This is a genomic window from Kitasatospora aureofaciens (assembly GCF_019192735.1).
GTDB classification, from domain to species: Bacteria; Actinomycetota; Actinomycetes; order Streptomycetales; family Streptomycetaceae; genus Kitasatospora; species Kitasatospora aureofaciens_A.
The window spans coordinates 66,843-81,081 of sequence record NZ_JAHTKP010000025.1; the positions used below are offsets into that span (position 1 = coordinate 66,843).

The 14,239-nt window shown below is 70.6% G+C and carries 12 protein-coding genes; 4 read left to right on the forward strand and 8 right to left on the reverse strand.

What is annotated here, in order from left to right; genetic code table 11:
* Positions 1-8: 8 nt before the first annotated feature.
* The 4 genes from KV557_RS44150 to KV557_RS23600 form a co-directional block, all read right to left on the reverse strand.
* Positions 9-1,343 (reverse strand): glycoside hydrolase family 26 protein, encoded by a 1,335-nt coding sequence (locus tag KV557_RS44150; protein ID WP_218203441.1) that lies wholly within the window; start codon positions 1,341-1,343, stop codon positions 9-11.
* The gene (locus KV557_RS23590; RefSeq protein WP_218203443.1) at positions 1,343-3,394 is read right to left on the reverse strand and encodes a glycosyltransferase family 2 protein; all 2,052 of its coding nucleotides are present in this window, start codon (positions 3,392-3,394) and stop codon (positions 1,343-1,345) included. The genes KV557_RS44150 and KV557_RS23590 overlap by 1 nt, the downstream gene beginning before the upstream one ends.
* Before the next feature lie 264 nt (positions 3,395-3,658).
* Positions 3,659-4,780, reverse strand: a complete 1,122-nt coding sequence (locus KV557_RS23595) for a DUF2510 domain-containing protein (protein WP_218203445.1) — start codon at positions 4,778-4,780, stop codon at positions 3,659-3,661.
* A gap of 101 nt (positions 4,781-4,881) precedes the next feature.
* Positions 4,882-5,376 carry a GNAT family N-acetyltransferase gene (locus KV557_RS23600; RefSeq protein ID WP_218203447.1) on the reverse strand — a complete coding sequence of 165 codons (495 nt, stop codon included), beginning with the start codon at positions 5,374-5,376 and terminating at the stop codon, positions 4,882-4,884.
* Positions 5,377-5,774: 398 nt separating this feature from the next.
* Here KV557_RS23600 and KV557_RS23605 point away from each other — a divergent pair, with 398 nt between their 5' ends.
* The gene (locus KV557_RS23605) at positions 5,775-6,731 is read left to right on the forward strand and encodes a helix-turn-helix domain-containing protein (protein WP_218203448.1); all 957 of its coding nucleotides are present in this window, start codon (positions 5,775-5,777) and stop codon (positions 6,729-6,731) included.
* A 7-nt stretch (positions 6,732-6,738) separates the two neighbouring features.
* On the opposite strand, the gene KV557_RS23610 is transcribed toward KV557_RS23605, so the two are convergent.
* The 4 genes from KV557_RS23610 to KV557_RS23625 form a co-directional block, all read right to left on the reverse strand.
* On the reverse strand, positions 6,739-7,551 hold the full coding sequence (locus KV557_RS23610) for a histidine phosphatase family protein (protein ID WP_218203450.1): 813 nt from the start codon (positions 7,549-7,551) through the stop codon (positions 6,739-6,741).
* A gap of 162 nt (positions 7,552-7,713) precedes the next feature.
* Complete coding sequence (gene mctP, locus KV557_RS23615; RefSeq protein WP_218203452.1) at positions 7,714-9,327, reverse strand: monocarboxylate uptake permease MctP; 1,614 nt, start codon at positions 9,325-9,327, stop codon at positions 7,714-7,716.
* Complete coding sequence (locus KV557_RS23620) at positions 9,324-9,635, reverse strand: DUF3311 domain-containing protein (protein WP_308130033.1); 312 nt, start codon at positions 9,633-9,635, stop codon at positions 9,324-9,326. Before KV557_RS23620 ends, mctP begins: the two co-directional genes overlap by 4 nt.
* Before the next feature lie 250 nt (positions 9,636-9,885).
* Positions 9,886-10,677 (reverse strand): GntR family transcriptional regulator, encoded by a 792-nt coding sequence (locus KV557_RS23625; protein WP_218203454.1) that lies wholly within the window; start codon positions 10,675-10,677, stop codon positions 9,886-9,888.
* A 336-nt stretch (positions 10,678-11,013) separates the two neighbouring features.
* Between KV557_RS23625 and KV557_RS23630 the strand changes: the two genes are divergently transcribed.
* The 3 genes from KV557_RS23630 (at position 11,014) to KV557_RS23640 (ending at position 14,239) form a co-directional block, all read left to right on the forward strand.
* Positions 11,014-12,300 (forward strand): extracellular solute-binding protein, encoded by a 1,287-nt coding sequence (locus KV557_RS23630; protein ID WP_218203455.1) that lies wholly within the window; start codon positions 11,014-11,016, stop codon positions 12,298-12,300.
* 89 nt (positions 12,301-12,389) lie between these two features.
* Positions 12,390-13,412, forward strand: coding sequence for a carbohydrate ABC transporter permease (locus KV557_RS23635; protein WP_218203456.1), 1,023 nt, complete (start codon positions 12,390-12,392; stop codon positions 13,410-13,412).
* Positions 13,409-14,239: a carbohydrate ABC transporter permease gene (locus tag KV557_RS23640; RefSeq protein ID WP_218203457.1), complete on the forward strand. Its 831-nt coding sequence runs from the start codon at positions 13,409-13,411 to the stop codon at positions 14,237-14,239. Before KV557_RS23635 ends, KV557_RS23640 begins: the two co-directional genes overlap by 4 nt.

Consider the following 14,239-nt stretch of genomic DNA (forward strand, 5'->3'; position numbering starts at 1 on the left):
TGGCGCGGTCATCCGGCGGGCGTGGAGCTCGACCGGGGCCGCGTGGCGGTCGGGGTCGGCTTCCTGGCGGGGGGCTTCGTGGTGGCCGTGGCCGAGGGGGAGGCGGAGGGCGACGCCGCGGGGTCGGGTGCCGGGGCGGGCGCGGGGGCCGGCGGCGCGACGGTCAGGGCGGGCTCGGAGCGGACGGTCCACGGCGTGCTGTAGCGGGGCGCGGAGACCCCGGCGGCGTACGCCTCGGAGGCCGCGCCGGACGCGGCCACCCGCCAGTCCACCTCCTTCCGCGCCTCGTACCAGATCACGCCGATGATGTCGGGGTGCTGGGGGAGCTGCGAGAACATCTCGGTGATCCACTGCGCCTTGAGCCCCGAGGTGTCGGTGGCCCCGGTCTCGGTGATCACGACGGGCTTCTGGGTGAACTCCCGGACCTGCTTGATGGTCGGCTGGAAGATCTGGTCGAACGACTTGTACTTCTCGACGCCGGTCGTGCCGTAGTAGCCGGACAGGCCGACCCAGTCGACGTAGTCGTCGCCGGGGTAGAGCGTGTTCAGGCTGGTGGCGTTCTCGTAGTCGACGTTGGGGCTCCACACCCAGGTCACCCGGGTGGCGCCGGCCTGCTTGAAGAGGTCGTGGACGTGCCGCCAGGCCTGGACGTACTGGCCCTTCTTGTTGCCGTTCGCCTGCTCGGCCCAGGGGTACCAGTAGCCGTTCATCTCGTGGGCGTAGCGCAGGGCGACCGGGTAGCCGAGGCCCTTGATGCCCTCGGCCCAGGCCTTGATGTAGTCGTCGAACTTGCCGTCGATGATGTTGGAGAGGGCGTACTCGGGCTGCTCGCCGCGGAGTTTGTCGTCCTTCGACTCCTTGCGGTAGTCCCAGGGCTCCCAGGCGACCATCGGCATGATGCCGCGCTCGGCGACCGTGTCGAAGACCCGGCGGTCGAACTTGCGGTCCCACCAGCCCACCGAGAACTCCAGCACGTTCGGCTGGTGCTTGACGGCGGCGGTGAACTCGTCGAGCGGGCCGAGGTCGTACGGGCCGGTCTTGGTCATGATGCCGGTGAACGCACCGCCGGCCGGCGGGAACTGCGGCGGCGGGGGCGGCGCGCTCGGCGACGGGGACGCCGTCGCGCCCGGGGTGGCCGGGGTGGCCGGGGTGGCCGGGGTGGCGGTCGGGGACGCGGCCAGGGCGCTGGTCAGCCAGCTCGGCATCGCGGTCGGGGCGGCGCCGGCGAAGGAGTACGGGTCGTCGTGGGCGCGGGAGAGCCGGGGGGCGAGCACGAAGGTGTACCCGACCATCAGGGCCAGGGCGAGCAGGGCCGCGATCCGGGGGATGGTGATCCGAAACATCAGCGGCCGCCCTGCTTCGGCCGGCCGCCGGCCCGGGCCGGCTCCAGCAGTTCCTCGAACTCGTCCACGTCGGGGGCGGCCGCCTCCTCCGACGGGTTCAGCTCGGCCCGCGGCGGTTCGTTCCGCTGGGCGGGCAGGCGGCCGGCCACCGCGGTCCCGTCGGGCTCGTTCTCGGCGTACTCGGCGGTCTCGTTCTCAGCGGTCTCGTTCTGGGAGGCCTCGTTCTGGGAGGCCTCGGCCTTGGCTGCGGCGGCCCGCTGGGCCCGGGCCTCGCGGCGCCCGCTGACGAAGGAGATGACCGGCGGCGCGACACCCGTGAACAGGCTGACCACGGCCCAGAACCGCAGGATCCAGATGTCGTGGTGGAGCGTGAAGCTCGCGCCGAGCAGTCCGCCCGCGACGGCCGCCCACATCAGGTGCAGCCGGAACGTCGACAGCGACTCGGCGCTGCGCAGGTCGCCCTTGGCGGTGACGGCGTAGGCGAGCGGCCGGCGCAGCAGCGCGGCGATCGCGGCGGCGACGTAGACCGGGCCGGCGAACAGGGCCAGTCCCATGCCCGCCACGCCGATCTCGCGCCGCTCGTGCGCGGCCAGGTTGAACCGGCGCAGCCACAGCCAGAGCACGAACCAGCTGCCCATGCTGGCGCCCCACAGGGCCATCCAGTGGGTGCTGTTGAGGTGGATGGAGGTGACGCCCAGGGCCAGGTACACGGAGGTGGCGAGGCTGCCGAGGACGGTGTTGAGCGCCACGCTCGGGTAGTAGAACTGGACCAGGCCGTAGAGCACCCGCTGGCGCAGCCGCAGCTTGATGCCCGAGCGCAGGCGGCTCTTGAGCAGGATCTCCCAGATGCCGTACGCCCAGCGCTTCTGCTGGTTGAAGTAGTCGGTCCAGGAGGTCGGGCCCTCACCGACGGCGAGGACGTCCGGGGTGTAGACGCCCTTCCAGCGGTGGCCGGTCTCCGGGTTGACGGAGGCCTGGATCCGCATGCTGGTCAGGTGGTCCTCGATGATCGAGTCCTGGTAGCCGCCGATCTGCTGCCAGGCGGTGGGCCGGTAGAGGTGGTTGGTGCCGATCAGCAGCGGCGCGTCCATGCCGTTGCCGCCGCGCTCGACCAGGCCGGAGAACAGGTACTGCTGCACGGAGGCGCCGTGGGCGACCCAGTTGTCGTACATGTTGCCGTACACCTGGGGGGCGACCACGAACGCGACGTCGGGGTCGTGGAAGTAGCCGAGGGTGCGCTCCAGGAAGCAGGGCAGCGGGACGTGGTCCGGGTCCATCTGGGCCACCACGTCGTAGCCGTGCTCGTGTTCGGCGCGCCAGGAGTTGTGGTTGCCGGACTTCGTCTTGGCCCGGAACTCGCCCTCGGCCTGGTTGTACTCCGGGCGTCCCTTGCGGCTGAAGTGGTGGACGCCGAGGCGGGCGGCCATCTTCTTGACCCGGTCGTCGTCGCCCTCGTCGAGGATCCAGACGTCGATCTGGCCGTCGTACTCGATGCGCAGCATCGCGGCGAGGGTCCGCTCGACGATCTCGATCGGCTCCTTGGAGGGCACGATCGTGGTCAGCACGGCGACCCGCAGCCCGGGCGGCGGGGTGACCGGTACCGGGTCCTTGGCGCGGAACGCGAAGACCCAGACGGCGAGGTTCTGCACCAGCCGGATCACTTCCACCGTGATGACGGAACAGAAGCAGATCCGGGCCACGTTGATCCGCCAGTCCGGGGACCAGCCGACACCGGAGCCGGGGATGTGTTCGGGGAGGAGCAGCCACCCGACGAAGGCCAGGCCGGCCAGCGCGTTGACCGTCACCAGCACGGTCATGACGAACTTGACGCCGCGCGAGGAGACCGAGCGGTAGCGGACGGCGGCGCCGTCCTCACCGGGGGTCAGCGGGCCGGAGGTCTCGGCGCACGCGACGTAGGCGCGCTGGGCCGAGGTGTTGCGCAGCTCCCGGCGGACGATCCGCCGTTCGTGCCGGGCCCGGGGAAGTACGCGCCCGTGGCGCCCGCGCCCCCGGTTGGCCCGGTTCGCCGCGTGTTCGTCGGTGGAGTCCACCACTAAGCCCCCATACAACCGCTCCGAAGTACCGAAGCCGCTGGTTTCGTGCTCTGTCACCGCCCGCCGGCGCTGGTCACCCGACCGTCGGTCGACGGTTTCGCGGCGAGCCGGCGCCACTCATGGGCCTGGTCTGATAGTCGTTCCGGCCGCACAGCATACGGGCAGCGGTCGGGCGGTCACAGCCGGGGCTCCGGGTCCGGGAGTGCCGGGAAGCCCGCAGGCCCCGCCGGGAAGGGCGGGGCCTGCGGGGCGGAGCGTCCGTCAGGGAGTGATTTTGACGGAGTTCGCGATCTGGTCCATCAGCGTCAGCGGCGGTGCCTCCGCTGCCTGGTCGAGGCAGATCTGGAGCACCGGCACGGTGGTGGCCCCGGCGGCCGGGGTGATCTCAAGGACGCCGCAGTAGCTGTCGGGCGTCGAGGAGACGCTGGACATCGGGACGTGCCACAGCGCGAGGTAGCCGTCCAGGCCCTGGATCTTGACGGCGGACTGCTTCACCGGCTCCGGCGGGGTCGGCGCGTCCGCGCCGTAGCGGGCGTTGTAGAGCAGCTGGCCCATGCCGAGCACCAGGGACTTCGGGTCGGACCAGCCGCCGTTGAACACCCGGAGGTTCTGGACGACCAGGCCGCGGGTGCAGGCCCCGTTGCCGTGGCCCACGCAGGCGTACGGGCCGATCGCGTAGCGGATCTCGTTCGGGGCCTTGGCGTCGACCTGGACCTGCCAGTCCTGCGGCAGCATGAAGTTCATCTTCGAGTCCTGGCCGGTGATCTGCCGCCCGCCGGGGAGCTGCTGGCCGCCGGTCAGGGCGGTGCCCATGAAGCCGTTCGGGCTCTTGGGGTCGCCGGCGGCCGTCGCGGCCGCGGTCGAACCGGCCTTCGTCGAGCCGGGCTTGGCGGTCTTGTGGCCGAGGACGTAGCCGCCGCCGGCCATGGCGACGGACAGCACCACGGCGCCGACGGCCAGGAGCACTCGGTGCTTGGTGCGGTTCGGCTCGACGGTCTCGAAGACCACCGAGGTCGGGACCGGCTTGGGGGCCGGCGCGACGGGCGCGGGCTGCGGAGCCGGGGTCGGCTGCTGCATGGGCTGCGGAGCCGGGGTGGGCTGCGGCGTCGGCGCGGCGGTCTGGGTCGGCAGGGAGGGCATCGTCGGCGTGGCCGGCGCGGGCTGCGGAGCCGGCACCGCCGGGGAGACGGCCGTCGGCGCGGCGGCGTTCCGGGCGGCGGCGCTCTGGGCGGCCTGCCCGGGGAAGGCGCTCGCGGGCGCCGAGGCGCCTCCCGGCTTGGCCTGAATCTTGTCGGTCCAGGTCGAACCGTCCCACCAGCGCAGCGTGTTGGGCTGGCCGGAAGGGTCGTCATACCAGCCGCTAGGCGCACTCCCCGTCGTCATGCGGCGGATCCTAGCAGTGTCCCGATCAGATGGTCATTTCAAGTCACAGGCTGTTCTCCGGGGAGCCGCCGGCGCCCCCGTCGGAGGTGCCTGGTGGGTCCTCAGAACGCCAGTGAGTACACCATCAGGTCCATGCCCGGGTACGGGGCCCAGTCGCGTTCGGGAGTGCGCCGGAAGCCGAGCCGCTCGTAGATGCGGTGGGCGGCGGTCATTCGCGGCCGGGTGGAGAACGCCATCCCGGCCAGGCCGAGTTCGCGGCTGCGGGCGACCGCGGCGCGGACCAGGGCCTCGCCGACGCCCCGGCCGCGGGCGGCCGCGGCGGTGGCGAGCATCCGGATCTCGCCCTCCTGCGGGGTGGCGATGTCGGCCCACTCGGTGCCGCCGACGGCGAAGGTCACGCAGCCGAGGACCTGTCCCTCGGCCGCGTCGACCGCGACGAGGAGCTCGGCCTCCCGGGCCCGGCGGTCGGCGTCGCGCAGGTGCTCGACGTAGCTGCTCCCGGGCGCGGTGTGGCCGTCGCCGACGAAGGCCTCGACGGTGATGCGGCCGGCGTCGTCGAGGTCCTCCGGGCGGGCTCGGCGGATGAGGATGTCCATCGGGCCAGTGTGCCGGAGCCGTGCGGGGTTCTGATTTCGGGGGTCGAGCGGACCGGGAGGGTGGCCGGGTCGGCGGAGGGGCGCAGCGAGGCGGCGGGCATGGTGCCGTACAGCCGGTCGAGGCGCTCCGGGCCGGCCGGGTAGCCGCCGGCCCGGTGCCAGTTGTCGCGGCCGGTGGCGCCGCCCCGGGACATCTCCCGGCCGATCAGGGTGCCGAGCAGGCCGAAACCGCCGACGACCCCGGCCAGGGCGAGTGCGCTTGCGAGTGTGTCGGAGTCCATGGCTCCACTCTGTCCGGGCCGTCGGGCGCCCACGAGTGGCAGGAATGACCGATTGCATCGAAATCCTGCCACCGCGGCCCTTCCGTCCGCGCCATCCGCCGGGGCATCCTGGGCGGCATGCTGAAGAACGTGGTCGCGGTTGTCCTGGAGGAGATCCACCCCTTCGAGCTCGGCGTCGCCTGCGAGGTCTTCGGCCTGGACCGCACCGCCGACGGCCTGCCCGGGTACGACTTCGCGCTGGCCGGCGCCCGGCCTGGGCCGCACGCGACCCATTCGGGCTTCGCGGTGGACGTCCCGTACGGCCCGGAGCGCGTCGCCGGGGCGGACCTGGCGGTGGTCACCGCCTCGCGGATCCGCGAGCGGTACCCGGAGCCGCTGCTGGAGGCGCTGCGCGCGGCGGTGGCGGGCGGCGGCCGGGTGCTGTCCATCTGCAGCGGCGCCTTCGTGCTGGGCGCCGCCGGGCTGCTGGACGAGCGCCGGTCCACCACCCACTGGCGGCACACCGAGGAGCTGGCCGGGCGCTTCCCCCGGACCCGGGTCGAGCCGGACGTCCTCTACGTGGACGACGACCCGGTGATCACCTCTGCCGGGACGGCCGCCGGCATCGACGCCTGCCTGCACCTGGTGCGCAAGCTGCAGGGCGCCGAGGTGGCCCGGGGGATCGCCCGCCGGATGGTGGTGGCCCCGCACCGGGAGGGCGGGCAGGCCCAGTTCGTCAACCGCCCGCTGCCCGAGGGTGACGGCGACTCGCTGGCCCCGCTGCTCGACTGGATGCGCCACCACCTGGACCGGGAGTCCACCGTCGAGCAGCTGGCCGCCCGGGTCCACATGTCGCCGCGCACCTTCGCCCGCCGCTTCCAGCAGGAGACCGGCACCACCCCGCACCGCTGGCTCACCGGTCAGCGGGTGCTGCTCGCCCAGCGGCTGCTGGAGTCCACCACAGAGCCGGTGGACGCGATCGCCGCCCGCTGCGGCTTCGGCAACGCGGCGGCCCTGCGGCACCACTTCGGGCGCCGGCTGGGGACCACGCCGCTGGCCTACCGGCGCTGCTTCGCCGGGCCGGAAGCAAGTTGACGGACCGTCAGTCCTTGTGTGCGAGGTGGGCGGTGTCGTTCCAGTGGGCGGGCCGCAGCCGCCCGTCCTGGGTCCGCCAGAGGCTCGTCGAGCAGTTGTGCACCGGCCCGAGCCCGATCAGCCGCTCCTCCGTCAGCCGGTCCAGCGCGTACCGCAGCATCAGCACGGTGCAGTCGTGCGCGACCAGCAGGACCGGCCGTCCGGCCTCCTCCTCGCACACGTCCCGCAGCACGCTGCGCACCCGCAGCGCGACGTCCGTCCAGGACTCGCCGCCGGGCGGGCGGTAGTACAGCTCGCCCATCTTGCGCCGGCGGGCCGCCTCCTCCGGGTACTTGGCCTCGATGGCGGCCTTCGGCAGCATCTCCAGGATGCCCAGCTCCCGGTCCCGCAGCCGCTCGTCGTAGCGCACCGCGAGCGAGACCGGGACGGCGCCGAGCCCGGCGGCCTGGGCGAGCGCGATCCGGGCGGTCTCGGCGGTGCGCACGTACGGCGAGCACCAGACGCTGCGCGGACGGTCGGGGCTGGGCAGCGCGGCCCACCAGCGGCCGAGCGCCTGGGCCTGCTGCCGGCCGTGCATCGACAGCGGGATGTCGGCGTCCCGGCTGCTGATCGGCACGCTGAGCGCGCCGGCGGCCTCGGCCAGCTGGAACTCGACGTTGGCGGTGGACTCGCCGTGCCGGGTGGCGATCAGCACGGACGGCAGCCGGGTGGCCGCCGGCCGGCCGTTCGCGGTGAGCGGGGGATGGGTGGCCTGGTGCTGGGTGGCCTGGTGCTGGGTGGATTGGTGCTGGCCGTTGAGGGTGCTGCCGAGTTCTGCCATTGCCGCGTGCTCCCCGTGGGTCGAACAGTTGCCGGCCGGCTTGTCCGGTCCGGTCCGGTCCGGTGGTGCCCGGCGTACGCGCCCGTTCATACATATGATCGCGCCGCCTTCTCCAGTGTTCACGGAGAAGGCGGCGCGATCACAGGGCGCGCGCACGGCCAATCAGTGCGCCGCTACGGGCTCCGGCGCGTTCTCCAGCTCGTCGTCGCCGGCTTCGGCGCTGTAGTCGCCGGGCCTGGTCTCGTCCGGGCCTTCGGGCGCCTTGACCGCCCGCAGCACCAGGGTGAGCACCACCGCGACCAGCAGGTTGAGCACGAAGGCGGTCAGGCCGATGTAGCCGATCTGGCCGATGCCGGGGATCTCGGCCGCGTTGCCGCCGAAGTGCCTGGTGGCCGGGCTGGCGATGCCGTACGCCTCCCAGGTGCCGTAGGCCATGCCGGCCGCCCAGCCGGCGAACAGCGCCCAGTGGTGGAACCAGCGGGTGAACAGGCCGCCGACGATCGCCACGAAGGTCTGCAGGATCCACAGGCCGCCCAGCAGCTGGAGGTTGATCGCGGCCTGCTTGTCCATGCCGAGCACGAAGACCAGCGCGCCGACCTTCACCAGCAGCGACACCAGCTTGGCGATGCGGGTCTCGTCGGCGGAGGTGGCGGAGGGCTTGAGCCACTCCTTGTAGACGTTGCGGGTGAACAGGTTGGCCGCCGCGATGGACATGATGGCGGCCGGCACCAGCGCGCCGATCCCGATCGCCGCGAAGGCCACCCCGGTGAACCAGTCCGGGAACATGTCCGCGAACAGCTGCGGCACCGACAGCTGGGAGTTGAACGCCTTGTCGCCCTTGCTGACGTTCGCCGCGATCGCCATGAAGCCGAGCAGCGCCAGCAGGCCCAGCATCAGCGAGTACGCCGGCATGATCGCCATGTTGCGGCGCACGGTGTTGCGGGACCTGGACGCCAGCACCCCGGTCACCGAGTGCGGGTACATGAACAGCGCCATCGCCGAGCCGAGCGCGAGCGTCGCGTACGTCCACTGCTTGTTGCCGGGGACGGTCAGGGAGCCGGCCGACTTGGGCGCGCTGAACTTCTGCGCCGCCGCGTCGAAGATGTGCCCGTACCCGCCGAGCCGGATCGGGATGTAGATCACCGCGACGATGATCACGATGTAGATCAGGGCGTCCTTGACGAACGCGATCAGCGCCGGAGCACGCAGCCCGGAGGAGTAGGTGTAGGCCGCCAGCACGCCGAAGGCGATGAACAGCGGCAGGTCCTTGACGAACCAGTTGGCGTTCGCCCCGCCGCCGACGCCCAGCACGTCCAGCACCGCCTGGATGCCGACCAGTTGGAGCGCGATGTACGGCATGGTGGCCAGGATCCCGGTCAGTGCGACGACCAGCGAGAGCGGCCGGGAGCCGTACCGGCCGCGGACGAAGTCGGCCGGGGTGACGTACCCGTGCACCCGGGAGACCGACCAGAGCCGGGGCAGGAAGAGGAACACCAGCGGGTACGCGACGATCGTGTACGGCACCGCGAAGAAGCCCGCCGCGCCGGTCGCGTACACCGCCGCCGGGACGGCGACGAAGGTGTACGCGGTGTAGAGGTCGCCGCCGAGCAGGAACCAGGTGATCCAGGTCCCGAAGCTGCGCCCGCCGAGGCCCCACTCGTCCAGGTGCTGGGCGTTGTCCGCCCGGCGCCAGCGCGAGGCGAGGAAGCCCATCACGGTGACGAGCGCGAAGAAGAGGACGAAGACGACGAGGGCGGGCACGTTGACGTTCTTCATCGCGCGTCACCCGCCGTCCGGGCGGCCCGGCGGGCGGCCTTGCGCGCCTTCTCGTCCCGGTTGATCAGCAGGTACGCGGCGACCGTGAAGACCGCCGACACCGGCACCCAGAGCAGCTGGTACCAGTAGAAGAACGGCATCCCGCCGACCGCGGGGTCGGCCTTGTCGTACGAGGACACCCAGAGCATCGCGACGATCGGCACGAGCAGGGCGAGCCCGGCCAGCACCCGCTCCGGTGTCACCGCCGGGACGGGCTCGCCCGGTGGCTCGGGCATGACAGGTTCGGTGAGGTCGGACTCAGACGACATGTTCGGCTCCGCTCCGGAGGGTTCACCCCGTCGGCGCCGCAGCCCGGGGAGCACACACCCCCACGAGCCCGCCGAGCAGCACCATCGGTGATCGGCAGTCAGTACGGCTGCGCAATCTAGACCATGGAGTGATCCATGTCACCGGAAATGACGGAACTTCCCGCCATCCGGACGCCAGTGCGCCCGCGGCACGCAACCGGGCACCGGCGCGTGCGCCGGTGCCCGGGAGCCTGGGAGGAGGGGGAGCGGCCTACTCGGGCCGCTTGAGGCGGGTGATGAACTTGTAGCGGTCGCCGCGGTAGATGGAGCGCACCCACTCGACCGGGTTGCCGTCGGCGTCGAACGAGTGCCGGGAGAGCTGGAGCATCGGGAGGCCGAGATCGGAGCCGAGCAGCCCGGCCTCGCGCGGGTTGGCGAGGGTGGTCTCGATGGTCTCCTCGGCCTCGGCCACGGTGACGCCGTACACCTCGCGCAGCGCCGCGTAGAGGGAGTTGTGCTTGGCGAGGTTGCGGCGCAGGGCGGGGAAGCGCTTGGCGGAGAGGTGGGCGACCTCGATGGCCATCGGGTCGCCGTTGGCCAGTCGCAGGCGCTCGATCCGCAGGACGCGGCCGCCGGGCTTGATGTCGAGCAGCGGGGCGAGCCGCTCGTCGGCGGTGATGTAGCCGATCTCGATCAGCCGGGAGGTGGGCTCCAGGCCCTGGGCCCGCATGTCCTCCGTGTAGGAGGTGAGCTGGAGGGCCTGGGCGACCTTGGGCTTGGCGACGAAGGTGCCCTTGCCCTGGATGCGCTCCAGCCGGCCCTCGACGACCAGTTCCTGGAGCGCCTGGCGGACGGTCGTGCGCGAGGTGTCGAACTGGGCGGCGAGCGCGCGCTCCGGCGGGACCGGGGTGCCCGCAGGCTGGGTCTCGGTGAGCTGGAGCAGGTGGCGCTTGAGGCCGTAGTACTTGGGGACGCGCGCGGTCGGGTCGGTGCCGGCCTGCGTCGGGAGGTTGTTCACCTCGGGGTCGTTGACCTGGGCGGTGGATCCCCCGTCGCTGCTCATCGGACCTGTTCTCCCGCTTCTCGCAGGGCCTTTACGGGCCCCGCCACATCGTTAACGGGTCACATCGTTGCATGTATGGCTACGGAACGAATACCTCATCACGCGATGAACGATGTGCGGTGTCGGCTTGATAACGGGTGGTCCTGATCGGTCGAAGAGCCGTTGACAGGCCCATTGGTCTAGGCCAAGCTCCAGGCATCTGGTCTACACCACTAGGCCGGTGACTACGAATCCCCCACCCGTTCGAAAAGGTCCGCGGCACCTGTTGCCCCGCTTTGCGTGGGTCTGCCGCTGCCACCCGACGGGGGCAATCCAGGCATCCCTCAGGAGGATGGCGTGAAGCGTCAGCTCATCGCGGCGGTCGGCGTCGCAGCAATGGTCGTCGGCCTGGCGGCTTGTGGCTCGGACGGCAAGAAGAACGACGCCGGTTCGGGCTCGTCGTCCGCGGCGGGCGCCAAGAACTACAGCGGCAAGACCCTGACCGTCTGGCTGATGGACGGCTCCGCGCCGAAGGGCTGGACGGACTCCGTCAAGAGCGAGTTCGAGACCACCTACCCGGGTGCCAAGGTCGACTTCCAGATCCAGAAGTGGAACGGCATCGGCGCCAAGGTCACCACCGCGCTCTCCGAGGGCTCCGTCGACGTCCTGGAGATCGGCAACACCCAGACCGCCGGTTACGCCGCCTCGGGCGGTCTACTGGACATCACCAAGGACAAGGACGCGCTCGGCGGGGCCGACTGGGCCGCCAACCAGAACGAGTCCACCGTCCTGGAGGGCAAGCAGTACGCCGCCCCGTGGTGGGTCTCCAACCGCGTGGTCGCCTACAACAAGGACCTCTGGACCAAGGCCGGCATCGCCGCCCCGCCGAAGACCCTGGACGAGTTCTACGCCGACCTGGACAAGCTGAAGGCCACCCCGGGCGTCGCCGACCCGATCTACATGCCGGGCCAGGAGTGGTACACCTACTTCGGCCTGCTGACCACCGAGGGCGGCAAGCTGGCGAAGAAGGACGGCGACAAGTGGGTCGGCGGCCTGTCGACCCCCGAGGCGCAGAAGGCCTTCGACACCTACAAGAAGCTGCAGAGCTACTCGGCCACCGGTCCGAAGGACAAGGACGAGGCCACCCCGCAGCAGAAGGACGTCTTCGGCAAGGGCGACATCGGCTCCATCATCGGCCTCGGCTGGGAGCTGCCGGACGAGAAGACCATGGCCAAGGACAAGATCGGCTTCTTCCCGCTCCCGGGCAAGACCGCCGACAAGGCCTCCAGCGTCTTCCTCGGCGGCTCGAACCTGGCCGTCGCCCAGGCCAGCAAGAACAGCGACATGGCCAAGGACTTCCTGAAGATCGCCCTCAACGACAAGAACGAGGGCCTGGTCGCCGCCGCGGGCTCCATCCCGAACAAGGCCGCGCTGAACAGCCAGGTCGCCGGCGACTTCGCGAAGGCCGCCCTGCCGGCCGCCCAGAACGGTGCGATCACCCCGAACACCCCGACCTGGACGAACGTCGAGAACGAGCCGAACCCGGTCAAGGACTTCCTGACCTCGGCGCTGACCGGTGACTACGCGGCGGCGGCCAAGAAGGCCGACGACGAGATCGCCAAGCGGATGAACCAGAAGCAGTAAGGCATTCGAGCGGCGTCGCTCACCGACTCCCGGCGGGGAGCCGGTGGGCGACGCCTTCCGTCGTGTCGGGTTGTGAGGAAGAGAGAACGATGGCTGTGCATTCGGAGCGGGTGCAGACACAGTCCCCGGGATCAGGGAAGGCTGCTGTGGCCAGTACGGACGAGATCGTCGCCTCCGGTGCCGGGCGCACCCCGAAGAGCGGCAGACCGGCGGGCGGACCCCGTGTGCCGGCCAGGCTGACGCCGTACCTGCTGCTGCTGCCGGCTGTCGCGGCCACCGTGCTGCTGCTGGGCTGGCCGCTGCTGAAGACGATTCTGGTGTCGTTCCAGAACCTCAACAAGCGCCAGCTCATCCAGCACCTGACCGAGTGGAACGGGTTCGAGAACTACACCGAGCAGCTCGGCAGCGCCGACTTCTGGCGGATCACCGGCCGCACCGTGGTGTTCACGGTGGTCAACGTCGTCCTGATCATGGTCCTGGGCACGCTGGTCGGCCTGCTGCTCAACCGCCTGGGCAAGAAGATGCGGCTGACGCTGTCCATCGCGCTGATCCTGGCCTGGGCGATGCCGGTGGTCGCCGCGACCACCGTCTTCACCTGGCTGTTCGACCAGCAGTTCGGTGTCGTCAACTGGTTCCTGGACAAGCTGGGCTGGCACTCGATGCTCCACTACAACTGGACCAGCACCCAGTACTCGACCTTCTTCGTGATCATCCTGCTGATCGTCTGGGGCTCGATCCCGTTCGTGGCCTTCAACATGTACGCGGGCCTGACGACGATCCCCAAGGAGCTCTACGAGGCGGCCCGGATGGACGGCGCCGGCTCCTTCCGGGTCTTCACCTCGGTGATCGTCCCGATCATGAAGCCGTTCTTCCTGGCCACGACCTTCCTTGAGGTGATCTGGGTCTTCAAGGCCTTCACCCAGGTCTACCTGATCAACAAGGGCGGACCGGAGGACCTCACCCGGACCCTGCCGGTCCACGCCTTCCTCGAAGGCTTCGGCGCCCAGCGGTTCGGGGCCGGGTCCGCGATCGCGGTCCTCACCATCGTCATGCTGGCCACGCTGATGGCGTACTACTTCCGCATCATCCTGAAGCAGGAGGACGAGCTGTGAGGCGCTCGCTCATCGGACGTACCTGGCCGAACGCGATCGCGGTCGTCCTCTTCGTCTTCTTCATCTTCCCCGTCTACTGGATGATCGCGACCGCGTTCAAGCAGGACAGCGACGTCATCAGCCGGACGCCGGTCTTCCTCCCGCTGAACGCGACCCTGGAGCACTTCGACAAGGCCGTCCACGCCGAGAACTTCTGGACGTACGTCAGCAACAGCCTGATCGTCACCGTCGGCGCGGTGCTCGGCTCGCTGGTGATCGCCACCCTGGCCGCGTTCGCGATCGCGCGGATGAGGTTCCGCGGCCGCAAGGGCTTCGTCCTGGTCGTCATGGCCGCCCAGATGGCGCCCTGGGAGGTCATGATCATCGCGGCCTACCTGATCGTCCGCGACAACGACATGCTCAACAGCCTCGTGCCGCTGACCGCCTTCTACCTGATGATGGTGCTGCCCTTCACCATCTGGACGCTGCGCGGCTTCATCGCCGCCGTGCCCAAGGAGCTGGAGGAGTCGGCCATGGTGGACGGCTGCACCCGCACCCAGGCCTTCCTGAAGGTGATCTTCCCGCTGCTCGCCCCCGGCCTGATGTCGACCTCGCTGTTCGGCTTCATCACCGCGTGGAACGAGTTCCCGCTGGTCAACATCCTGAACAAGAAGCCCGACGTGCAGACGCTGCCGCTGTGGCTCTCCTCGTTCCAGACCAACTTCGGCACCGACTGGGGCGCCACCATGGCCGCGTCCACCCTCTTCGCGGTCCCGATCCTGATCCTGTTCGTCTTCCTGCAGCGCAAGGCGGTCGGTGGCCTGACCGACGGCGCCGTGAAGGGCTGA

Bases quoted from the DNA above. Each gene is read 5' to 3' on its own strand.
- KV557_RS23620 (WP_308130033.1), bottom strand. From the start codon at position 9,635: ATGTCGTCTGAGTCCGACCTCACCGAACCTGTCATGCCCGAGCCACCG.
- mctP (WP_218203452.1), bottom strand. From the start codon at position 9,327: ATGAAGAACGTCAACGTGCCCGCCCTCGTCGTCTTCGTCCTCTTCTTC.
- KV557_RS23605 (WP_218203448.1), top strand. From the start codon at position 5,775: ATGCTGAAGAACGTGGTCGCGGTTGTCCTGGAGGAGATCCACCCCTTC.
- KV557_RS44150 (WP_218203441.1), bottom strand. From the start codon at position 1,343: ATGTTTCGGATCACCATCCCCCGGATCGCGGCCCTGCTCGCCCTGGCC.
- KV557_RS23595 (WP_218203445.1), bottom strand. From the start codon at position 4,780: ATGACGACGGGGAGTGCGCCTAGCGGCTGGTATGACGACCCTTCCGGC.
- KV557_RS23625 (WP_218203454.1), bottom strand. From the start codon at position 10,677: ATGAGCAGCGACGGGGGATCCACCGCCCAGGTCAACGACCCCGAGGTG.
- KV557_RS23600 (WP_218203447.1), bottom strand. From the start codon at position 5,376: ATGGACATCCTCATCCGCCGAGCCCGCCCGGAGGACCTCGACGACGCC.
- KV557_RS23610 (WP_218203450.1), bottom strand. From the start codon at position 7,551: ATGGCAGAACTCGGCAGCACCCTCAACGGCCAGCACCAATCCACCCAG.
- KV557_RS23635 (WP_218203456.1), top strand. From the start codon at position 12,390: ATGGCTGTGCATTCGGAGCGGGTGCAGACACAGTCCCCGGGATCAGGG.